The organism is Rhabdaerophilum calidifontis, assembly GCF_008641065.1.
In the GTDB taxonomy this organism is placed as follows: Bacteria; Pseudomonadota; Alphaproteobacteria; order Rhizobiales; family Beijerinckiaceae; genus Rhabdaerophilum; species Rhabdaerophilum calidifontis.
This window is the reverse complement of the sequence record NZ_VTRS01000006.1, coordinates 1-19,149: the sequence shown is the minus strand read 5'-3', so window position 1 is coordinate 19,149 and position 19,149 is coordinate 1. Positions and strand designations below refer to the sequence as shown.

At 68.4% G+C, this 19,149-nt stretch carries 16 protein-coding genes; 15 read left to right on the top strand and 1 reads right to left on the bottom strand.

The window, feature by feature from the left end; genetic code table 11:
- The 15 genes from leuD to FWJ24_RS10505 all read left to right on the top strand — a co-directional run bounded on the left by leuD (position 1) and on the right by FWJ24_RS10505 (position 18,272).
- Positions 1-615, top strand: a complete 615-nt coding sequence (leuD, locus tag FWJ24_RS10575; protein ID WP_150287802.1) for a 3-isopropylmalate dehydratase small subunit — start codon at positions 1-3, stop codon at positions 613-615.
- 96 nt (positions 616-711) lie between these two features.
- Positions 712-1,638, top strand: a complete 927-nt coding sequence (gene rocF / locus FWJ24_RS10570) for an arginase (RefSeq protein ID WP_150287801.1) — start codon at positions 712-714, stop codon at positions 1,636-1,638.
- A gap of 198 nt (positions 1,639-1,836) precedes the next feature.
- The gene (locus tag FWJ24_RS10565; protein WP_150287800.1) at positions 1,837-3,039 is read left to right on the top strand and encodes an ABC transporter substrate-binding protein; all 1,203 of its coding nucleotides are present in this window, start codon (positions 1,837-1,839) and stop codon (positions 3,037-3,039) included.
- Positions 3,040-3,101: 62 nt separating this feature from the next.
- Entirely contained in the window at positions 3,102-4,022 is a 921-nt protein-coding gene (locus tag FWJ24_RS10560; protein WP_150287799.1) for a branched-chain amino acid ABC transporter permease, read from the top strand.
- Positions 4,019-4,996, top strand: a complete 978-nt coding sequence (locus FWJ24_RS10555; RefSeq protein ID WP_150287798.1) for a branched-chain amino acid ABC transporter permease — start codon at positions 4,019-4,021, stop codon at positions 4,994-4,996. The genes FWJ24_RS10560 and FWJ24_RS10555 overlap by 4 nt, the downstream gene beginning before the upstream one ends.
- Entirely contained in the window at positions 4,989-5,744 is a 756-nt protein-coding gene (locus tag FWJ24_RS10550) for an ABC transporter ATP-binding protein (protein WP_150287797.1), read from the top strand. Before FWJ24_RS10555 ends, FWJ24_RS10550 begins: the two co-directional genes overlap by 8 nt.
- 17 nt (positions 5,745-5,761) lie before the next feature.
- The gene (locus tag FWJ24_RS10545; RefSeq protein WP_150287972.1) at positions 5,762-6,460 is read left to right on the top strand and encodes an ABC transporter ATP-binding protein; all 699 of its coding nucleotides are present in this window, start codon (positions 5,762-5,764) and stop codon (positions 6,458-6,460) included.
- 277 nt (positions 6,461-6,737) lie between these two features.
- Positions 6,738-7,175, top strand: a complete 438-nt coding sequence (locus FWJ24_RS10540; RefSeq protein WP_150287796.1) for a MarR family winged helix-turn-helix transcriptional regulator — start codon at positions 6,738-6,740, stop codon at positions 7,173-7,175.
- 210 nt (positions 7,176-7,385) lie between these two features.
- Positions 7,386-10,061: an ABC transporter ATP-binding protein/permease gene (locus FWJ24_RS10535; protein WP_150287795.1), complete on the top strand. Its 2,676-nt coding sequence runs from the start codon at positions 7,386-7,388 to the stop codon at positions 10,059-10,061.
- A 31-nt stretch (positions 10,062-10,092) separates the two neighbouring features.
- On the top strand, positions 10,093-10,515 hold the full coding sequence (locus FWJ24_RS10530) for a cyclic nucleotide-binding domain-containing protein (RefSeq protein WP_150287794.1): 423 nt from the start codon (positions 10,093-10,095) through the stop codon (positions 10,513-10,515).
- Positions 10,516-10,531: 16 nt separating this feature from the next.
- Positions 10,532-12,286: an adenylate/guanylate cyclase domain-containing protein gene (locus tag FWJ24_RS10525; protein WP_150287793.1), complete on the top strand. Its 1,755-nt coding sequence runs from the start codon at positions 10,532-10,534 to the stop codon at positions 12,284-12,286.
- Positions 12,255-14,153: a dipeptide ABC transporter ATP-binding protein gene (locus tag FWJ24_RS10520; protein ID WP_150287792.1), complete on the top strand. Its 1,899-nt coding sequence runs from the start codon at positions 12,255-12,257 to the stop codon at positions 14,151-14,153. The genes FWJ24_RS10525 and FWJ24_RS10520 overlap by 32 nt, the downstream gene beginning before the upstream one ends.
- On the top strand, positions 14,150-16,072 hold the full coding sequence (locus tag FWJ24_RS10515) for an ABC transporter substrate-binding protein (protein WP_150287791.1): 1,923 nt from the start codon (positions 14,150-14,152) through the stop codon (positions 16,070-16,072). Before FWJ24_RS10520 ends, FWJ24_RS10515 begins: the two co-directional genes overlap by 4 nt.
- Positions 16,073-16,077: 5 nt before the next feature.
- Positions 16,078-17,076 (top strand): ABC transporter permease, encoded by a 999-nt coding sequence (locus FWJ24_RS10510; protein ID WP_150287790.1) that lies wholly within the window; start codon positions 16,078-16,080, stop codon positions 17,074-17,076.
- Positions 17,073-18,272 (top strand): ABC transporter permease, encoded by a 1,200-nt coding sequence (locus FWJ24_RS10505; protein WP_150287789.1) that lies wholly within the window; start codon positions 17,073-17,075, stop codon positions 18,270-18,272. The genes FWJ24_RS10510 and FWJ24_RS10505 overlap by 4 nt, the downstream gene beginning before the upstream one ends.
- On the opposite strand, the gene FWJ24_RS14625 is transcribed toward FWJ24_RS10505, so the two are convergent.
- Positions 18,266-19,149: polysaccharide deacetylase family protein (locus tag FWJ24_RS14625; protein WP_484335819.1), on the bottom strand; the 884-nt coding region annotated here is incomplete at its 5' end. The two genes, FWJ24_RS10505 and FWJ24_RS14625, sit on opposite strands and share 7 nt — an antisense overlap.

The window sequence follows — 19,149 nt, the reverse complement described above, 5'->3', positions numbered from 1 at the left end:
ATGGAGCCCTTCACCCGGCTCGATGCCGTGGCCTGTCCGCTCGGTCTCGCCAATGTCGACACGGACCAGCTCATCCCCGCCCGGTTCATGAGCCGGCCGCGCGCCGCCGGCTATGGCAGCTTCCTTCTCCACGACCTGCGCTACGACGATGCTGGCGCAACACGGGGCTTCCTGCTCGACACGCCGCGCCATGCCGGGGCGCGCATCCTCGTCGCGCGGCGGAATTTCGGCACCGGCTCGTCGCGCGAGGCCGCGATCTACGCGCTGTGGGATTTCGGGATCCGCTGCGTGATCGCGCCGAGCTTCGGCGATATCTTCGCCTCGAACGCGGTGAAGAACGGCCTGCTGCCGGCGCAGGTGACGGAGGAGGCGGCCGAGACGCTGATCGCGGCGCTGGAGCGGATGGCCGCGCCGCGCCTCGCCGTCGATCTCGTCACGATGAAGATCGGCGGCGCCGGGAGCGACATCGGCTTCACCCTCGATCCCGTACGCCGACTCCAGCTTCTCAACGGCTGGGACGATCTCGACCTGACGCGCCGGCACGCGGCGGAGATCGCCGCCTTCCGCGCCCGGCGCCTCGCCGCGCATCCTTACGCGCTGCCGGCGCAGGATTGAGAGCCCCGGCTCAAGACCCGGTGCCCCGTTTCCAACCGCTCGGGAATCCGCTTCAAGAGGGCGTGGCCCGCGGGCCAGACGATACGGGAGGGCGGCATGGCGCGGCAGATCAGGCTGATCGGCGTTCCGGTCGAGGAGGGGGCGGGGCGGCTCGGCTGCGAGATGGGGCCGAGCGCCTATCGCGCCGCCGGCCTGCGCGAGGCGCTCGTCGCGCTCGGGCATGACGTGACCGATTGCGGCAATCTCGCGCCGGGGCCGGATCACCCGGTGCAGCATCCCAACCCCGCGATCCGCCATCTCGGACGCATCGCGGCCTGGACGGAGACGATCGCCGCCGCCGCCTTCGCCGCGAGCGCCGAGGCGATGCCGATCTTCCTCGGCGGCGATCATTCGCTTGCCGCCGGCACGCTGAGCGGCATGGCGCAGCGCGCGGCGGCCAATGGGCGCCCGTTCTTCGTGCTCTGGCTCGATGCCCATAGCGACATCCACACGCTCGAAACCACGCAGAGCGGCAATCTTCACGGCGTGCCCGTCGGTTATGCCACCGGCGCGCCTGGCTTCGCCGGCTATTTCCCGCCGCTGCCCGTTCCGGTCGACCCCGCGCATGTCTGCATGATGGGCTTGCGCAGCGTCGATCCGGCGGAGAACGAGGCGCTGCGGCGCGCGGGCTTCACGATTCACGACATGCGGGCGATCGACGAGAGCGGGATCGGCGCGCCGCTCCGCGATTTTCTCGCTCGAGTCGCGGCGGCGGGCGGGATGCTGCATGTGAGCCTCGATGTCGATTTCCTCGATCCCGGCATCGCGCCCGGCGTCGGCACCACCGTGCCCGGCGGCGCGACCTTCCGCGAGGCGCATCTCGCCATGGAATTGCTGCATGACAGCGGGCTGGTCACGAGCCTCGACCTCGCGGAACTCAACCCGTTCCTGGACGAGCGCGGCCGCACCGCTTTGCTGATGACCGACCTTGCCGCAAGCCTGCTCGGCAAGCGCGTGATGGAGCGGCCGACGCGCAGCTTCTGACGGTCCGCCCGGCAAAGCGACCAGCCGCTTGACAGGTATATTTCAAATTTAAAATATTTGGGCGGGATCATGCGTTCCCACTGCCCGCGCGGCCGGCGTCGATGCCGAAGAACGGACAAGACAGCGATAGCGAGGCAGGGCTAAGGTAGGTCGGTTCGCGTCAGCGAGGTGCCGCCCGGCACCGCCAGAGGAGGAAGCATGAAGATTTGGGACAAGGGGTTCACGCGCGGCATTCGGGGCGGGTTTCTCGCCGCCGTCGTCCTTGCCGCGCTGCCGGCGGGCGCGGCCGCGCAGGAGAAGGTGAGGATCGGCCTCCTGACCACGCTCTCGGGCCCGGCGGCGACGCTCGGACAGCAATCGCGCGATGCGTTCCTGCTCGCGGTCAAGACGCTGGGCGGCAAGCTCGGCGGCCTCGAGGCGGACATCGTCGTGGTGGACGACGAACTGAAGCCGGATGTGGCGGTGACGCGGGCGCGCGGCCTTGTCGAACGCGACAAGGTGGATTTCGTCGTCGGGCCGATCTTCTCGAACATCCTGATCGCGATCCACAAGCCGGTGACGGATGCCGGCGCCTTCCTGATCTCGCCCAATGCCGGCACCTCGAATTTCGCCGGCCGGCAATGCCACCCGAACTTCTTCGTTGCCTCCTACCAGAACGATCAGAACCACGAGGTGATGGGCAAATACGCGCAGGACAAGGGCTTCAAGAAGGTTTTCCTGCTCGCCCCGAACTACCAGGCCGGCAAGGATTCGCTCGCCGGCTTCAAGCGCCATTTCAAGGGCGAGATCGTTGGCGAGGAATATGTCCCGCTCAACACCGCCGATTTCTCCGGCGAACTCGCGAAGATCGCCGCCGCGAAGCCGGACGCCTTCTTCACCTTCATGCCGGGCGGGCTGGGCGTGAATCTGGTGCGGCAATACCATCAGGCCGGGCTCGCCAGCACGATCCCGTTCCTTTCGGCCTTCACGGTCGACGAATCGACCCTTCCTGCGCAGAAGGAGGCCGCGCTCGGCTTCTTCGGCGGCTCGAACTGGGCACCGGACATGAAGAATGCGCAATCGGAGGCCTTCGTGACGGCCTATGAGGCGGCCTTCGGCACGGTTCCGGGCAGCTATGCAATGCATGGCTACGATGCCGCGCTGCTGATCGACGCCGCCATCCGCACCGCCGGCGGCAAGGTCTCGGATCGCAATGCGCTGCGAGCCGGGCTGCGCAAGGCGGATTTCACGTCGCTGCGCGGCGATTTCAGGATGGGGGCCAACCATTACCCCGTGCAGGATTTCTATGTCGTGCAGGTGGTGCGGCGACCGGACGGCAAATACGCGACTTCCCTGCGGCAGAAGGTGTTCGACGATTACGTCGATGCCTATGCCAAGGATTGCCAGATGCGGGCGAACTGATCCGGCATGCCGGGCGCCTGGCCGGAGCAGGCGCCCCTCCTCTTCCTGATCGGGGGCCTGCCGTGTCGGCGACCTTGCTCTCTGTCCAGACGCTGAACGGCCTTCAGCTCGGCGTGCTGCTCTTCCTCGTCGCCGCCGGGCTGACACTGGTCTTCGGGGTGATGGACTTCATCAACCTCGCCCATGGCGTCCAGTTCATGATCGGCGCCTATCTGGCGGCGATGTTCACCGCGCTCACCGACAATTTCTTCCTCGGGCTCGGGCTCGCGCTGCCCGCGGCGCTGACGCTCGGCCTCGCGCTCGAATGGCTCGTCTTCCGCCATCTCTACGCGCGCGACCATCTCGACCAGGTGCTCGCGACCTTCGGAATCATCCTGTTCCTCAACCAGGCCGTGAAATTCGTCTGGGGCGCGGCACCGCTTTCGGTGCCGGTGCCGACGCTGCTCTCGGGCTCGATCCAGCTGATGGAAGGGCTGCGCTACCCAATCTACCGCCTTGCGGTGATCGGCGCCGGCATCGCGGTGGCGCTCCTGCTCTCCCTGCTCGTGAGCCGGACGCGGATCGGCATGCTGGTGCGCGCCGGCGCCGCCAATGCGCCGATGGTCTCGGCGCTCGGCGTCGATATCGGCCGGCTCTTCATGCTGGTTTTCGGGTTCGGCGCCATGCTCGCGGGCTTCGCCGGCGCGATGGTGGCGCCGCTCGTCTCGGTCGAGCCCGGCATGGGCGACAACCTGCTGATCCTGACCTTCGTCGTCATCGTCATCGGCGGCATCGGATCGATCCGCGGCGCCTTCATCGCCGCGTTGCTCGTCGGGCTGGTCGACACGCTCGGCCGCGCCTTCGGCCCGCTGGTGCTGCGGCTGTTCCTCGACGCTTCCGCCGCCAGCCAGGCCGGGCAGGCGCTGGCGCCGATGCTGATCTATATCCTGATGGCTGCCGTGCTGTTCGTCCGGCCGGCGGGGCTCTTCCCGGTGCGGCGATGAGCGGCGCGCACCCCACCGCCGGCCCGCTGCGCGATCGGCGGCCGCGTCTCGCCGGGCTGATCCTTGCAGGGCTCGCGACACTGCCGCTGCTCGGCGCGCTCGGTGCGGACAGCTACGTGCTGCTGCTGGTGACGCGCGTGATGATCTTCGCCGTCGCCGCGATCTCGCTCGACCTGATCCTCGGCTATGGCGCGATGGTCTCGTTCGGGCATGCCGCCTTCATGGGGATCGGCGCCTATGCCGTCGGCATCCTCGCGACGCATGGCATCGAGGATCTGCTGGCGCAGGCGGGCGTCGCGATCCTCGTCTCGGCCGGATTCGCGGCGCTGACCGGCGCCGTCTCGCTCCGGACGAAGGGCGTCCATTTCATCATGATCACCCTCGCCTTCGGGCAGATGGCGTTCTTCCTCGCGGTTTCGCTCGCGGCCTATGGCGGCGATGACGGGCTGACGATCGCGCGACGCTCGACCGTTCTCGGCGCCGAATGGCTGGGGAACGCGACGATCTTCTACTATCTCGTGCTTGCGGTGCTGGCGGCGACGCTCCTCGCCTGCCGTGCGCTCGTCGCCGCGCGCTTCGGCCGCGTGCTGCGCGGCACGCGCGAGAACCCGGTGCGGATGCAGGCGATCGGCTTCGAGCCCTTTCGCTACCAGCTCACGGCCTACGTGATTTCCGGGGCAATCTGCGGGCTTTCCGGGGTGCTGATCGCCAACCAGACGAATTTCATCTCGCCCGCCTACATGGCCTGGCAACGCTCGGGCGAACTGATCGTGATGGTGGTGCTCGGCGGAATGGGAACGCTCATCGGCCCGCTGATCGGCGCGCTCGCCTATCTGCTGATCGAGGAATGGCTCGCCGGCATCACTGAGCACTGGAAGATGATCTTCGGACCGCTGCTGATCCTGGTCGTGCTCCATGCGCGCGGCGGCCTCGTCGGGGCGATCACGCGGATCACGGGAGGGCGGCATGGCTGAGGACATCCTCATCCTCGATCGCCTGCGCAAGGCCTATGGCGGCCTTGTCGTGACGGAGGACGTCTCGCTCGCGATCCGCCGTGACGAACTCCATGCCGTGATCGGCCCCAACGGCGCCGGCAAGACGACGCTGATCCACCAGATCTCCGGCCTCACGCCGAGCGATTCCGGCCGGGTTCTGCTCGACGGCGCCGATATCACGGCGCTGTCGCTCGCCGCGAGGACGCGGCGCGGCCTGGCGCGCTCGTTCCAGATCACCTCGATCCTGCCCGGCTTCCCGGTGCTCGAGAATGTCGCGCTCGCGGTGCAGGCGCGTGCAGGAAGCAGCTTCCGCTTCCTCGGCACGGCGGCGGACGAGCCGGCGCTCAACGCCGAGGCCCGGGCGATGCTCGACATTGTCGGCCTCGGTGCACGCGCGGACCTGCCGGCGGGCTTGCTCTCGCATGGCGAGAAGCGCCAGCTCGAACTTGCGATCTCGCTCGCCACCCGGCCGAGGATCCTGCTGCTCGACGAGCCGCTCGCCGGAATGGGCCACGAGGAAGGGCAGGCGATCGTGGCACTGCTGCGCCGGCTCAGGGGCCGCTACACGATCCTGCTCGTCGAGCACGACATGGACGCGGTCTTCTCGCTCGCCGACCGCATCAGCGTGCTCGTCTCCGGCCGGGTGATCGCGACCGGCGCGCCGGCGGAAATCCGCGCCAACCCGGCAGTGCGCGCCGCCTATCTCGGCGAGGAGGAGGCGGCATGACCGCCGGATCGCCGGCGATGCTCGCGGTGGAGAATCTGCGCGCTGCCTACGGCCAGAGCCAGGTTCTGTTCGGGATCGGCTTCTCGGTCGGCGCCGGCGAGGTGGTGACGCTGCTCGGCCGCAACGGCATGGGCAAGACGACGACCATCCGCGCCATCATGGGGCTGCTGCCGCCACAGGGTGGCTCGATCCGCTTCGAGGGCAGGGAACTCGCCGGAAGCCCGCCGCACGCCATCGCGCGGCGGGGCATCGGCCTCGTGCCGGAGGGGCGGCAGATCTTCCCGACGCTCAGCGTGGAGGAAAACCTCGTCGCCACGGCGGCGGCACGGTTCGGCCCGCCGCGCTGGACGCTGGCGCGCGTCTACGCCCTGTTCCCCCGCCTTGCCGAGCGGCGGGGCAATCTCGGCAGCCAGCTTTCCGGCGGCGAGCAGCAGATGCTCGCGATCGGCCGGGCGCTGATGACCAATCCGAAGCTCGTGATCCTCGACGAGGCGACCGAAGGGCTCGCGCCGCTGATCCGGCAGGAGATCTGGACCTGCCTGCGGAACCTCAAGGCGGAGGGCGAATCCATCCTCGTCATCGACAAGAATGTCGACCAGCTCGCGAAATTCGCCGATCGCCATGTCGTGATCGAGAAGGGCCGCGTCGTCTGGAGCGGGGACAGCGCGGGCCTTGCCGCCGATCCGGGCGTCAAGGACCGCTATCTGCATGTCTGAGGCGCGATGCCTGATGCGCCCTCCCAAGACAACCATCCTGGATCTGAAATACGTGTCGGCACGATCATGTGCCAGCTTGCGACATGGATATTTCAAATCTAAAACAAATCGATGCGGAAGCCGTGCCCGCCCCTGATGCGCGTGCCCATGCCAGGCCGGGACGCGGCATCCATGCGCGCAACCATGCCGGCGATCGCGGAAGGCGGGATCTGATGCGCGGGAGGCGACCATTCTCGATCTCGAGGCCAAGGCGGCGGAACACCCGGCCGATCACAGGATGGAAGTGCGGCTCTGGCTGCGACTTCTGACCTGCGCGAACCTGATCGAGGCCGGCATCCGCAGGCGGCTGCGCGCGCAATTCGGTATCACGCTGCCACGCTTCGACCTGATGGCGCAGCTCGACCGCATGGCGGAGGGGATAAGCCTCGGCGAACTCTCGCGCCGCATGATGGTCACCAACGGCAATGTCACCACCATCGTCGACGCGCTGGTCGCACAGGGGCTCGTGGCGCGGACTCCCGCGCCGGCGGATCGCCGGACCGTGCTCGTGCGGCTGACCCCCGAGGGACGGCGGCATTTCCGCGCCATGGCCATGGCATATGAGGGGTGGATCGTCGACATCTTCGCCGATCTCAACCCGTTCGAGATCGACAGGCTGATGGCCTTGCTCGGCAAGGCCAAGGAGTCGGCCGCGCAGGCGCTCGACGATCCCTGAGGACGGATCGCCGAAGGCACCCCGCCATCACGACCATTACGCAAGCGAGCCACGGAGCGCCTTGGATGGGCGTGGCCCTCTGCCGGATTGAGCCGGCGCCCGCATCCGCTCGCCCCGCCACGGGGTTGTGATGGATGGTGAGCGGGGCGCGTTTGACTTCACCCCCCCGCTCCGTAAGGTCCGCAGCGAGAGGTTCGGGAGGCAGGCGCCTTGCAGAGCGGGTTCTTCGCATATGTCTGGCGGCACAGCCGGCGCGAACAGCTCGTGGTGCTGTTTCTCGTGCTCGCCTCCCTGCCGTTCTACTGGGTGTCGCTCGATATCCCGAAACGGATCGTCAACGACGCGATCCAGGGCCGTGCCTTCCGTGACGGGGCGGTCGAGGCGCGGCTGTTCGAGGTGACGCTCGGCCTGCCGGATCTCCTCGGCGGCGGCGGCATCACGCTCACAGAGGGCATCCTGCTCGCGCAGCTCCCCTATCTCCTGGCGCTGAGCTTCCTGTTTCTCGGGCTGACGCTGGTCAACGGCGCGTTCAAATACGTGATCAACCTGCGCAAGGGCATCCTCGGGGAACGGATGCTGCGGCGGCTGCGCTTCGAATTGTTCACGCTGGTGATGCGCTTCCGGCCGGAATCGATCCGCGCGACGAAATCCGCCGAGATCGCCAGCATGGTCAAGGATGAGGTGGAGCCGATCGGCGGGTTCTTCGGCGAGGCCTTCATCACCCCGGCCTTTCTCGGCGCACAGGCGCTGACGGCGCTGCTGTTCATCATGACCCAGAACATCCTGATGGGCGTTCTCGCCGGATTGGTGATCGCGGTGCAGGGCATCATCATCCCGCGGCTGCGCAAGGAGCAATTGCGGCTTGGCCGCAAGCGGCAGGTGGCGTCGCGAAAATTCGCCGGCCGGGTGAGCGAGATGGTCGATGCCGCGCCGCTGCTGCACGGCCACGCGCTGGTGCCGCATTTCGGCGCGGAAATCGGCACGCGGCTCGCCCATCTCTTCGATATCCGCATGCGGCTCTTCCGGCGGAAATTCTCCGTCAAGTTCCTCAACAACCTGCTCGCACAGGCAACGCCCTTCATCTTCTACACGCTCGGCGGCTATCTCGCACTCAAGGGCCGGCTCGATATCGGCCAGCTCGTCGCTGTGATCGCCGCCTATCGCGACCTGCCGGGGCCGGTGAAGGAGCTGATCGACTGGGACCAGCAGCGCGCCGACGTGCTGGTGAAGTTCGAGCAGGTGGTTGGCGCCTTCTCGCGCGAATTGCTGCCGGAAATCGCCGACGACGCGCCCGTCCCGCCCGAAGCCCCGATCCAGACCGCGGCGCTGAGGGTCAGCAATGCGCGCGGCATCATCCAGCTCGATGCGCTCTCGCTCGTGATCCGCCGGCCGGCGCATGTGGCGCTGGTCGGCCCGCAAGGCAGCGCGCGCGACATCCTGCCGAAGGTTCTCGGACGGCAGATCAGCGATTTCTCCGGCGATGTCACGATCGGCGGACGGCCGATCGGCAGGCTCGGCGACAAGGCGGCGAGCCGGGCGCTGCTCTATGTCGGCGCCGATCCGCATGTCATGTCCGGCACGATCCGCGAGAATATCACGCTGGTCGCGCGGCTGAGAGCCCCGCCGCCCTTCGGTGCCGACGATGCCGACCGGGACGGGCCGCGCCAGCGCGCGGAAGCCGAGATGACCGGGAATCCCCCGGTTTCCGGCGAGAGCGACTGGATCGATTACGCCCTGCTCGGCGTCGATGGCCCGGCCGGGCTCAACGCCGCGATCATCGCCGCCTTGCGGAGTGTGCATGGCTATGACAGCGTGTTCCAGGCTGGGCTGTCGGGCCGGGTCGGCCCCTATGTCGATGCCGAGATCGAGGCGCGCATCGTGCAGGCCCGCGCCACCATCCGCGACCTGCTCTCGGCGCGCGGGCTGATGGGGGCCGTCGAGCCGTTCGATCATCGCCGCTACAACTCGCTCGCGACGATCGGCGAAAACCTGATGTTCGGCCGTGCGACCGGCGGGCGCTTCGACCTTGCCCATTTCGCGCGCGATCCCTTCGCCCGTGGCCTGCTCGAGGCCGAGGCGCTGATCGAGCCGCTGACACGGATCGGCCTGCGCATCGTCGAGACCGTTCTCGACATCACGGCGGAATTGCCGCCGGGCAGCCCGCTCGCGGACCGCTATTCCTTCGTCGATACGAGCGACCGCGAGGCCTTGGCGGAATTGCTGCGCGCTGCGCGGCGCGGCCGGGGCGGCCGCATGTCCGGCCGGGTGCGCGACAAGCTGCTCGGCTACGCGCTCGCCTATATCGAGCCGCGCCACCGGCTCAATCTCATCGACGACCTGCTCGCCGCACGCATCCTGCGGGCGCGCACCAGCTTCCGGCTCTACATCGCGGCGCGGGCGGCAAGCGAGATCGAATTCTACGATTTTGGGCAGGTGATGCATTCCGCGCCGATCCGCGACAACCTGCTCTTCGGGCGGATCGGCTACGGGATGCAGGGCGTGCGCGGCAAGGTCGAGGCGGTTCTGCTCGAAGCGCTCAAGGCGCATGACCTCGAAACCTTCGTGATCGAGCAGGGACTCGCGCAGGAGACAGGCCCCGGCGGCCGGCTGCTGACGCCCGAGCAGCGCGCGCTGATCGCGCTTGCCCGCGCAGTGCTCGTGCGGCCGGACACGCTCATCCTTGACAACGCACTCGCGGCCTTTTCCGCCGCCGACCAGGCCCGGATCATCGCCGGGCTGCGCGAGGCCTTCATGGGCCGCAGCCTTCTTGTTACCCTGCCGGACGAGGCCGCCGCTTCGGGCTTCGACCGGATCCTGACCTTCCAGGGCACGCGCCTGGCCTCCGACCGGGGGCGCGACGATCCGGCATCGTCGCGCGCCGCCTGAGCACACCCGCAGCAGCAAGCAGAGGATCATCATGGCCATCGATCAGGAGATCGCCCTCCTCCAGCAATCCCCGGTCTTCCAGGGGGTCGAACCGGCGAAGCTCCGGCTGATCGCAGTCTCGGCGGACCGGGTCTCCATCCCCGCGGGCGCAACGATCTATGCCGCGGGCGAAAGCTCGAACGAGGTGCTGTTCATTCTCTCCGGCGAGGCCGAGACTGATGACGGCTATCCCCTGCCGCATATCATCGGCGTGATCGGCACCCTGCTGCGCCGGCCGCGCGCGCGCACCATCCGCGCCCGAACCGCCATCGAGGCGCTGCGGGTGGACCGCGACTCCTTCCTCGCGCTGACGCAGCATTGCAGCGCGATCTCGCTCGCGATCATGACCGATCTCGCGCGGCTCGCGGATACGCTGCTGACCATGACCCCGGCCCACGCCACCGAACCCGCCTGATTGCGGAACTCCCGGCATGACCCAGATCGACAGCGCGACGGACGATATCGACCTTGCCGCCCCCCGCCGCCCCGGCTGGCGCACGATCGTCTGGTCGCGCCTGCTGAGGCTCGGATCGGGGCTGGTGCTGTTCACCTTCCTGACGATGCATCTCCTCAACCACGCCGCGGGCCTGTTCGGGATCGAGGTTCTCGACGCGATCCAGACCCTGCGCTGGGAGATCTGGCACAACCCGATCGGGTTGACGCTGCTCTACGGCAGCTTCGCGGTGCATATCGGCCTGGCGCTGTTCCGGATCGTGACGCGCAGAACCCTGCGCATGACCCGCGACGAGATGACGCAGATCGCGCTCGGGCTGCTGATCCCGGTGCTGCTGCTCCAGCACATCATCGCCACGCGGGTGGCCGGCACCTGGTTCGACGGCAACAGCTTCTACGACAACGTGCTGCGCGCGCTCTGGCCCGGCTCGTTCCTCTGGCAGAGCACGCTGGTGCTCGTCAGCTGGTTCCACGGCGTGATCGGGATCGTGCTGGCCTTCCGACATCGGCCTTGGTTCGCCCGGATCAGGACCGCAGGCGCGGTGCTCGCGATCGTCGTGCCGACCCTTGCCATCGCCGGCTTCATCGCCTCCGGGCGCGAGACCGCGCTGCGGCCGCCGCAATCCCCGCCGACGATGACCGCCGAGCAGACGGAGCGCGTCGCGGAAATCCGCCGCAAGGCGCAGATCGGCCTCGGCGGGATCGCCGCCCTGCTTCTCGCCGCGCTGTATCTCAGCCTGTTGCGGCAGAAGATCGGCGACAAGATCACCATCACCTATCGCGGCCGCGGGCCGGTGCGGGCCCCGAGGGGCATGTCGGTGCTGGAAACGAGCCGGGTCCATGGCATCCCGCACCCCTCGCTCTGCCGGGGACGAGGGCGCTGCTCGACCTGCCGCGTCCAGATCCTTTCGGATCCGGAGGCATTGCCGCCGCCCTCCGAGGCGGAACGGCAGGTGCTCGACCGCGTCGGCTCGCATGCCGATGTACGCCTCGCCTGCCAGCTGCGCCCGACCAGCGACGTCACCGTCCGCATCCTGCTGCCGGTGATCGGCGCGGCGCAGGATCCCGAGAGCCGGCGCGACGCCGAACGCTGGGCCGCCGAACGGGTCGCCTCGATCCTCTCGCTCGACCTGCGCGGGTTCAACGTGCTCGCCCAGAGCAACCTGCCCTACGAACTCGTGGCGCTGGTCAACCGGTTCGGCAACGAGATGCGCCAAGCGGTGAAGAACCATGGCGGCCATGTCTCCACCTTCTACGGCGACGGGCTGATCGCCGTGTTCGAGAACGCCGAGGATCCGCGCGCCGCGGCCCGCCAGGCGATCGCGGCCGCGCGCGACATGGGCCGGGTGCTCAAGATCCTCAACCGCGACATGGGTGGCGCGCTGCCGATCCCCATCCGGGCCGGCATCGGTATCCATAGCGGCACCACGACCCTGGCGCGGATCGGGTCGACAGAGCGCGACTCGGGATTAATGGCCTTCGGACCCACGGTCTCGATCGCCGCGCGGCTCCAGGACGCGACCAAGCGGCTGCTGACCGATTGCCTGATCTCGGCCGCGACGCTTCGCCTCGCCCGCATCGATACCGCGCGGCTCGCGGTTCATGAGATCGAGATCGAAAACATGGATGACGTATTGCGCGCCCATGCGGTCGACGATTGGCGCGTGCTGCGCGGCGGCGAGCAGGAGGAGCAGGACGCGCATGGCGACCGGGAGGAAACCGAGCGTGCGTGAAGCCGGAACGGATCTGCTCCGGATCGAGGATCTGCGCATCGGCTTCGAGCTGCATGGCGAGATCAACGAGGTCGTCAAGGGCGTGTCTTTGCGCGTCCCCCCCGGCCGGACGGTGGCGCTTGTGGGCGAGAGCGGTTCCGGCAAAACCGTCATATCGCAATCGGTGATGGGGCTGTTGCCAAAACAGGGCGTGATCCTCGGCGGGCGCATCCTGTTCGATGATCCGAAGGCGGCGGGCGGGCCGGTCGATCTCGCGCCGCTCGATCGCGATGGCAGCGCCTTCCGGAAGCTGCGCGGCGGGCGGATCGGCATGATCTTCCAGGAGCCGATGTCCTCGCTCTCCCCGGTGCACACGATCGGCGACCAGGTCTCCGAGGCGCTGACGCTGCATCACGGCCTGCGCGGCAAGGCGGCGCGGCAGGAGACCGAGCGGATGTTCGCCGCCGTCGGCTTCCGCGATCCCGCCGGCGCCTTCGAGCGCTATCCGTTCGAACTCTCGGGCGGCCTGCGCCAGCGCGCGATGCTCGCGATGGCGCTGATCTGCCGGCCGGCGCTGCTGATCGCCGACGAGCCGACCTCGGCGCTCGATGTCACCATCCAGGCCCAGGTGCTGAAGCTGATGAAGGATCTCCAGGCCGAGATCGGCATGGCGACGCTGATCATCACCCATGATCTCGGCGTCGTCGCCAATCTCGCCGACGAGGTGGTGGTCATCTATCGCGGCGAAATCGTCGAGATGGGCGAGGTCGGCGACATTTTCGGCGCGCCGCGCCACCCCTATCTGCGGGCGCTGCTCAAGGCGACGCCGCGTTTCGACATGAAGCCGGGTGAGCGTCTCGTCTCGCTCCGCGACGTCGCCGCGCCGCCGCGCGCGCCGGAAGCCCGGCCGGAAGCCGGGCCGATCCTCACCGTCTCCGGCCTCTGCAAGGCCTATGGCGCGCGCTCGCGCGGGCTGTTCGGCACGGGGACCGGCGAGGCGATCCGCGCGGTGGATGAAGTCAGCTTCGAGGTGATGCGCGGGGAATGCCTCGGCATTGTCGGCGAGAGCGGCTCGGGCAAGACCACCGTCGGCAACCTGATCATGCGGGCGCGGCGGGCGGATGCGGGGCGCATCGTCTATCACGCCCCCGAGGGGCCGGTGGATGTGCTCGCGCTCGATGCCGCTGCGCTGCGGGCCCTGCGCCCGCGCATCCAGATGATCTTCCAGGATCCCGTCGCCTCGCTCTCGCCGCGCATGAGCGTGCTCGACATCATCCGCGAACCGATGATCATCGAGGGGCGGCGCGACGTGGCGGCGCAGAAGGCGCTGGCGGGCGAATTGATGTTGCGCGTGGGGCTCGATCCGCGCTTTCTCAACCGCTATCCGCATTCCTTCTCGGGCGGGCAGCGGCAGCGGATCGGCATCGCGCGGGCGCTGGCGCTGCGGCCGGACATAATCATCTGCGACGAGCCGGTCTCGGCGCTCGATGTCTCGGTGCAGGCGCAGATCCTCAACCTGCTGAAGGATCTCCAGGCCGAGCTGGGGCTGACCTATCTCTTCGTCTCGCACAATCTCGCGGTGGTGCATTACATGGCCGACCGCATCGCGGTGATGGCGCGCGGGCGGATCGTCGAACTCGCCGGGCGCGACCAGATCTTCGCCAATCCCGTCCATCCCTATACCCGCCGGCTGCTGGCGGCGGTTCCGCATGCCGATCTCGCCCGGCCGCTCGATTTCGCGCGGCTCGCGCTCGGAAACGCCTCCGATCCCGCGAGCTGGGGTGCGCCCTTCGCGGCACGGCCCGGCGAGAGCCTGACCTTCCAGGAGATCGCGCCCGGTCACAGGGTGCTCGCCTGCGGACCGATCATCGGGGAGCAGGCGGCATGACCCGGCTCACCCGCCGCCTGTTCGGCCTCGGCGCCGCCGGCCTCTGCCTCGCCGGGCGCGCGACGGCGCTGCGCGCGGCCGAGCCGCGCGAGGCCCCCGCCCTCGCGGCGCGGGTGAAGGAGGGCACGCTGCCCCCGCTCGCCGAGCGCCTGCCGGCCGAGCCGCGCATCATGCCGCTGGCTGCCTTGCGCAAGATGCCGGGCCGGCATGGCGGCACGCTGCGGATGCTGATGGGCGACCAGCGCGACATCCGCTTCATGACCGTCTACGGCTATGCCCGCCTCGTCACCTTCGACATGGCGGGCGATCTCGTCCCCGACATCCTGGCGCGCGTCGAGGTCGAGGCCGGGCGGGTCTTCACGCTGCATCTGCGGACGGGGCACAAATGGTCGGACGGGCATCCGTTCACGGCCGAGGATTTCCGCTATTGGTGGGAGGATGTCGCGACCAATGCGCGGCTCAACCGCTCCGGGCCGCCGATGCCGCTGCTGGTGGCCGGCGAACCGCCCGAATTCGCGGTCCTCGACGCGACGACGGTGCGCTACGCCTGGAAGACGCCGAACCCGATGTTCCTGCCGGCGCTGGCGAGCGCGCAGCCGCAGGTGATCGCGATGCCGGCGCATTACATGAAGCGCTTCCACGCGCGCCATGCCGAGCCGGCGGCGCTCGCGGCCGAGATCAAGGCGGCCAAGGTGCGCGATTGGGGCGCGCTGCACGAGCGCAAGTCGCGCTCCTACCGGCCGGAGAATCCCGAGCTGCCGACACTCGACCCCTGGGTCAATCGCACGCATCCGCCGGCGGAGCGCTTCGTCTTCGAGCGCAACCCCTATTTCCACCGGGTTGACGAGCAGGGGCGACAATTGCCCTATCTCGACCGGGTCGAGATGGCGATCACCGCGAGCAACCTCATCCCCGCCAAGGTGGGCGCAGGCGAGGCGGATCTCCAGGCGCGCTACCTGCGCTTCGACAATTACACCTTCCTCAAGGAGGCCGCGAAACGCCAGGGATACCGGGTGCTGCTCTGGGAGCAGGGCAACGGCGCGCAGGTGGCGCTGAAGCCCAATCTCAACGCCGCGGATCCGGTCTGGCGGGCGCTGTTCCGCGATGTCCGGGTGCGGCGGGCCCTGTCGCTCGGCATCAACCGCAAGGATATCAACGAGGCGATCTTCTTCGGGCTCGGCCGGGAGGCGGCGAACGCGGTGCTCCCGGAAAGTCCGTTCTACGATCCCGCCCATGAACAGGCCTATGCCCGCCACGACCCGGCCGAGGCGAATCGCCTGCTCGACGCGGCCGGCCTCGCCAGGCGCGACCTGACCGGAACCCGCCTGCTGCCGGACGGCAGGCCGGCGCTGCTGACCGTCGATTCCTCCGGCGAAAGCACCGAGGAAACCGATGTTCTCCAGCTTGTCGCGGAGGATTGGGCGGCGCTCGGCATCCGCCTCTTCATCCGCTCATCGCAGCGCGACGTGTTCCGGCGCCGCATCCTTGCCGGGCAATGCGTGATGTCGGTCTGGCACGGCATGGATAACGCGATTCCCGGCCCCGACAACGAGCCGGAAGACCTCGCGCCGACCAATTTCACCCAGGCGGAATGGCCGCTCTGGGGCCTCTGGGCGGTTTCCGGCGGCAAGGAGGGCGAGAAGCCCGACCTGCCGGCCGCGTGGCGGCTGCATCAGCTGCATGCCGCATGGCGCGTCTCGCGCACCCGCGAGGAGCGGGCGGCGATCTGGCGCGAGATGCTCGCCATCAACGCCGAGGAAGTGTTCACGATCGGCATCGTCAACCGCACCCGCCAGCCGGTCGTGGTCTCGAACCGGCTGCGCAACGTGCCCGAGACCGCGATCTTCGCCTTCGAGCCCCGCGCCTATCTCGGAGCCTACCTGCCCGACACCTTCTTCTACGCCGAGGGAGGCGGCTGAACGCCATGCTGCGCTATCTGTTCCGCCGCGTGCTGATCATGATCCCGACCCTGTTCGTGACCAGCGTGCTGATCTTCACCGTGATGAAGCTGCCGCCGAGCGATTATTTCGAGACCTATGTCGCCGAGATGCAGGCGCAGGGCGAGAAGGCCGATCTCGGCCGCGTCGAATTCCTGCGCACGGAATACGGGCTCGATCAGCCGGTCCATGTGCAGTATTTCCGCTGGATCACCGGGTTCTTCAAGGGCGATTTCGGCTATTCCTTCGAATACGACCTGCCGGTGCGCGACGTGGTAGGCGAGCGGCTGGGGCTGACCGTGCTGGTCTCGTTCTGCACGATCATCCTCACCTGGGTGATCGCGTTCCCGATCGGCATCTATTCCGCGACCCATCAATACAGCTGGGGCGATTACGGTCTCTCCTTCCTCGGCCTGCTCGGCATCGCCATCCCGCATTTCCTGCTGGCGCTGGTGACGATGTATTTCGCCAATGTCTGGTTCGGGATCTCGATCGGCGGGCTGATGGAGCCGCAATATTTCAACCAGCCGATGAGCTGGGAGAAGTTCAAGTCCATCCTCGCGCATCTCTGGATCCCGGTTCTGATCATCGGCGCCGGCGGCACCGGGGCGATGATCCGCAAGATCCGCGCGAACCTGCTCGATGAATTGCGCAAGCAATATGTCGTCACCGCCAAGGCGAAGGGGCTGCCGCCGCGGCGGGTGCTGATGAAATATCCGTTCCGGATGTCGCTCAACTTCTTCGTCTCGCATATCGGCGACATCCTGCCGACCATCGTCTCCGGAGCGGAACTCACCGCCGTCGTGCTCTCGCTCCAGACCACCGGGCCGCTGCTGATCCGCGCGCTCCAGAGCCAGGACATGTTCCTCGCCGGCTCGTTCCTGATGTTCCTCGCGCTGCTGACCGTGATCGGCGTGCTGATCTCCGATGTCGCGCTGACGCTGCTCGATCCGCGCATCCGCCTCCAGGGGCAGGCCACGAAATGACCGATCCGCACCCCGCCTCCGGCGCCCTGCCGCTGCCGCCGCCCGGCGGTCGGCTCGTCCATGTCGCCGCGACCGCGCCGTTCAATCCGCACATCGAGGAGGCGCTGACCGAGACGCAGAAGAAGGTCTATCTCGCCGACCAGCTCACGCTGATGTGGTGGAAATTCCGCCGCCACCGGCTGGCGCTGGTCTCGGGCCTGCTTCTCGCCGCGCTCTACGCGATGATCCTGATCGCCGAATTCCTCGCGCCCTATAATTACGAGCAGCGGCATACCGGCTTCATCTACCGCCCGCCCCAGGCGGTGCATCTCTTCCACGAGGGACGGTTCCTCGGGCCCTTCACCTACGCGACGCAATACCGGCTCGACATGGAGACGATGCGCCGCCTCTATGCCGAGGATACCAGCCGGCCGGTGCCGCTGCGCTTCCTGTGCCGCGGCGATTCCTACCGCTTCTGGGGGCTTGTCAAGGCCGATATCCATCTTGTCTGCCCCGGCGAAGGCGGCACGCTGTTCCTGCTCGGCACCGACCGGCTCGGGCGCGACGTCCTCTCGCGCATCCTGATCGGCGCGCGGATCTCGCTGACGATCGGCCTGATCGGCATTCTCGTCAGCTTCACGCTTGGCATCGTGATCGGCGGGCTCGCCGGCTATTATGGCGGCCTGTTCGACCTTCTCGTCCAGCGCGCGATCGAGATCGTGCAATCGCTGCCGCATATCCCGATCTGGCTCGCGCTCGCCTCGATCATGCCGCCGCATTGGAGCCCGCTGCTGGTCTATTTCGCGATCACCCTCATTCTCGGGCTGATGGACTGGACCGGGCTCGCGCGCTCGGTGCGCTCGAAGCTGCTCTCGCTGCGCGAGGAGGATTACGTCGTCGCCGCGCAATTGATGGGCGCGGGCACGGGGCGGATCGTGTTCCGGCACCTCGTGCCGGGCTTCATGAGCCATCTCATCGCCTCGGCGACGATCACCATCCCCTCGATGATCCTCGGCGAGACCGCCCTCTCCTTCCTCGGCCTCGGGCTCCGGCCGCCGATCACCTCCTGGGGCGTGATGCTGAACGAGGCGCAGAACATCAATGTCGTGGCGCTCTATCCCTGGCTCATCCTGCCCGTGGTGCCGGTGATCCTCGTGATCCTCGCCTTCAACTTCCTCGGCGACGGGCTGCGGGACGCGGCCGACCCCTATCACTGAGCCGGGAAGAGGTTCCGCGCCGCCACGAACCGGATGGCGGGCGCGGCGGCGAGCCGCGCCAGCACCGCACCGAGGAACCGCTCGATCCAGCCGTCATGGACAAGGTGATGCGTGAGAAGGCCGAGCGGCGCGGCTTCTCCATCCCCGGTCTCCCCCGCCATGCGCGCCGGATCCGCGCATTCGGCACCGGTCCGGGCTTCGATCCGCGCCGCGAGCGCATCGAGAAGCACCGCCTCGTCGCCGAGCCCGCCGCCGGCACGCCAGGCGATCGGATCCCACTCGGCGTTGCGACGGACAAGGCCGGCGGGCGTATCGCCCGGCTTCGGCTCGGCGAAGGTCGATATCCCCGAGAAGCCAAGTTCCGGCAGCCGGGCGACAAGATCGGGCGCGATCCGGTTCCAGGGCGGCACCAGCACCGGCAGGGCACGCGCGCCAGCGAGCCTCCGCACGCGGGCCAGCGCATCTGCCAGTTCGGGCAGCATCACGGAGAGCGGCCGATGCGCGCCGAACTCGGCCTTCTTCGCGCCTGCCGGCGCGTGGTTGAGATGCGCGAGGCCATGGACCAGCAGGTCGGTGCCCGGCCGCGCGCGGACCCGCGCGACGAGCGAGGCGGTCAGCCCCTGCGGGATCGTCGCCAGAGCCACAGGCAGCGCCCAGCGATCGAGCAAAGCGAGGAAGCGCTCCAGCTCCGGGGTCGCGGCGACCGCATCATCGTCGCGGATCCAGACAGGGATCGTCACCTCCGCCGCACCGGCCGCCGCGAGCGCCGCATCGAGGCGCCGCCAGCCGGCCCAGCGCGCCCGCGCCCGCGCTGCTGCCGCTTCGACCGCCGCCACGGCGCGCGCAGCGCCGTCGCGCCGGATCGCGGACCAATCGG

What these genes read in the sequence shown, in the direction of transcription:
- FWJ24_RS10545 (WP_150287972.1), top strand. Translation starts at nt 5,762, where the DNA reads ATGCTCGCGGTGGAGAATCTGCGCGCTGCCTACGGCCAGAGCCAGGTT.
- FWJ24_RS10540 (WP_150287796.1), top strand. Translation starts at nt 6,738, where the DNA reads ATGGAAGTGCGGCTCTGGCTGCGACTTCTGACCTGCGCGAACCTGATC.
- rocF (WP_150287801.1), top strand. Translation starts at nt 712, where the DNA reads ATGGCGCGGCAGATCAGGCTGATCGGCGTTCCGGTCGAGGAGGGGGCG.
- FWJ24_RS10530 (WP_150287794.1), top strand. Translation starts at nt 10,093, where the DNA reads ATGGCCATCGATCAGGAGATCGCCCTCCTCCAGCAATCCCCGGTCTTC.
- FWJ24_RS10505 (WP_150287789.1), top strand. Translation starts at nt 17,073, where the DNA reads ATGACCGATCCGCACCCCGCCTCCGGCGCCCTGCCGCTGCCGCCGCCC.
- leuD (WP_150287802.1), top strand. Translation starts at nt 1, where the DNA reads ATGGAGCCCTTCACCCGGCTCGATGCCGTGGCCTGTCCGCTCGGTCTC.
- FWJ24_RS10565 (WP_150287800.1), top strand. Translation starts at nt 1,837, where the DNA reads ATGAAGATTTGGGACAAGGGGTTCACGCGCGGCATTCGGGGCGGGTTT.
- FWJ24_RS10525 (WP_150287793.1), top strand. Translation starts at nt 10,532, where the DNA reads ATGACCCAGATCGACAGCGCGACGGACGATATCGACCTTGCCGCCCCC.
- FWJ24_RS10555 (WP_150287798.1), top strand. Translation starts at nt 4,019, where the DNA reads ATGAGCGGCGCGCACCCCACCGCCGGCCCGCTGCGCGATCGGCGGCCG.
- FWJ24_RS10520 (WP_150287792.1), top strand. Translation starts at nt 12,255, where the DNA reads ATGGCGACCGGGAGGAAACCGAGCGTGCGTGAAGCCGGAACGGATCTG.
- FWJ24_RS10510 (WP_150287790.1), top strand. Translation starts at nt 16,078, where the DNA reads ATGCTGCGCTATCTGTTCCGCCGCGTGCTGATCATGATCCCGACCCTG.
- FWJ24_RS10550 (WP_150287797.1), top strand. Translation starts at nt 4,989, where the DNA reads ATGGCTGAGGACATCCTCATCCTCGATCGCCTGCGCAAGGCCTATGGC.
- FWJ24_RS10515 (WP_150287791.1), top strand. Translation starts at nt 14,150, where the DNA reads ATGACCCGGCTCACCCGCCGCCTGTTCGGCCTCGGCGCCGCCGGCCTC.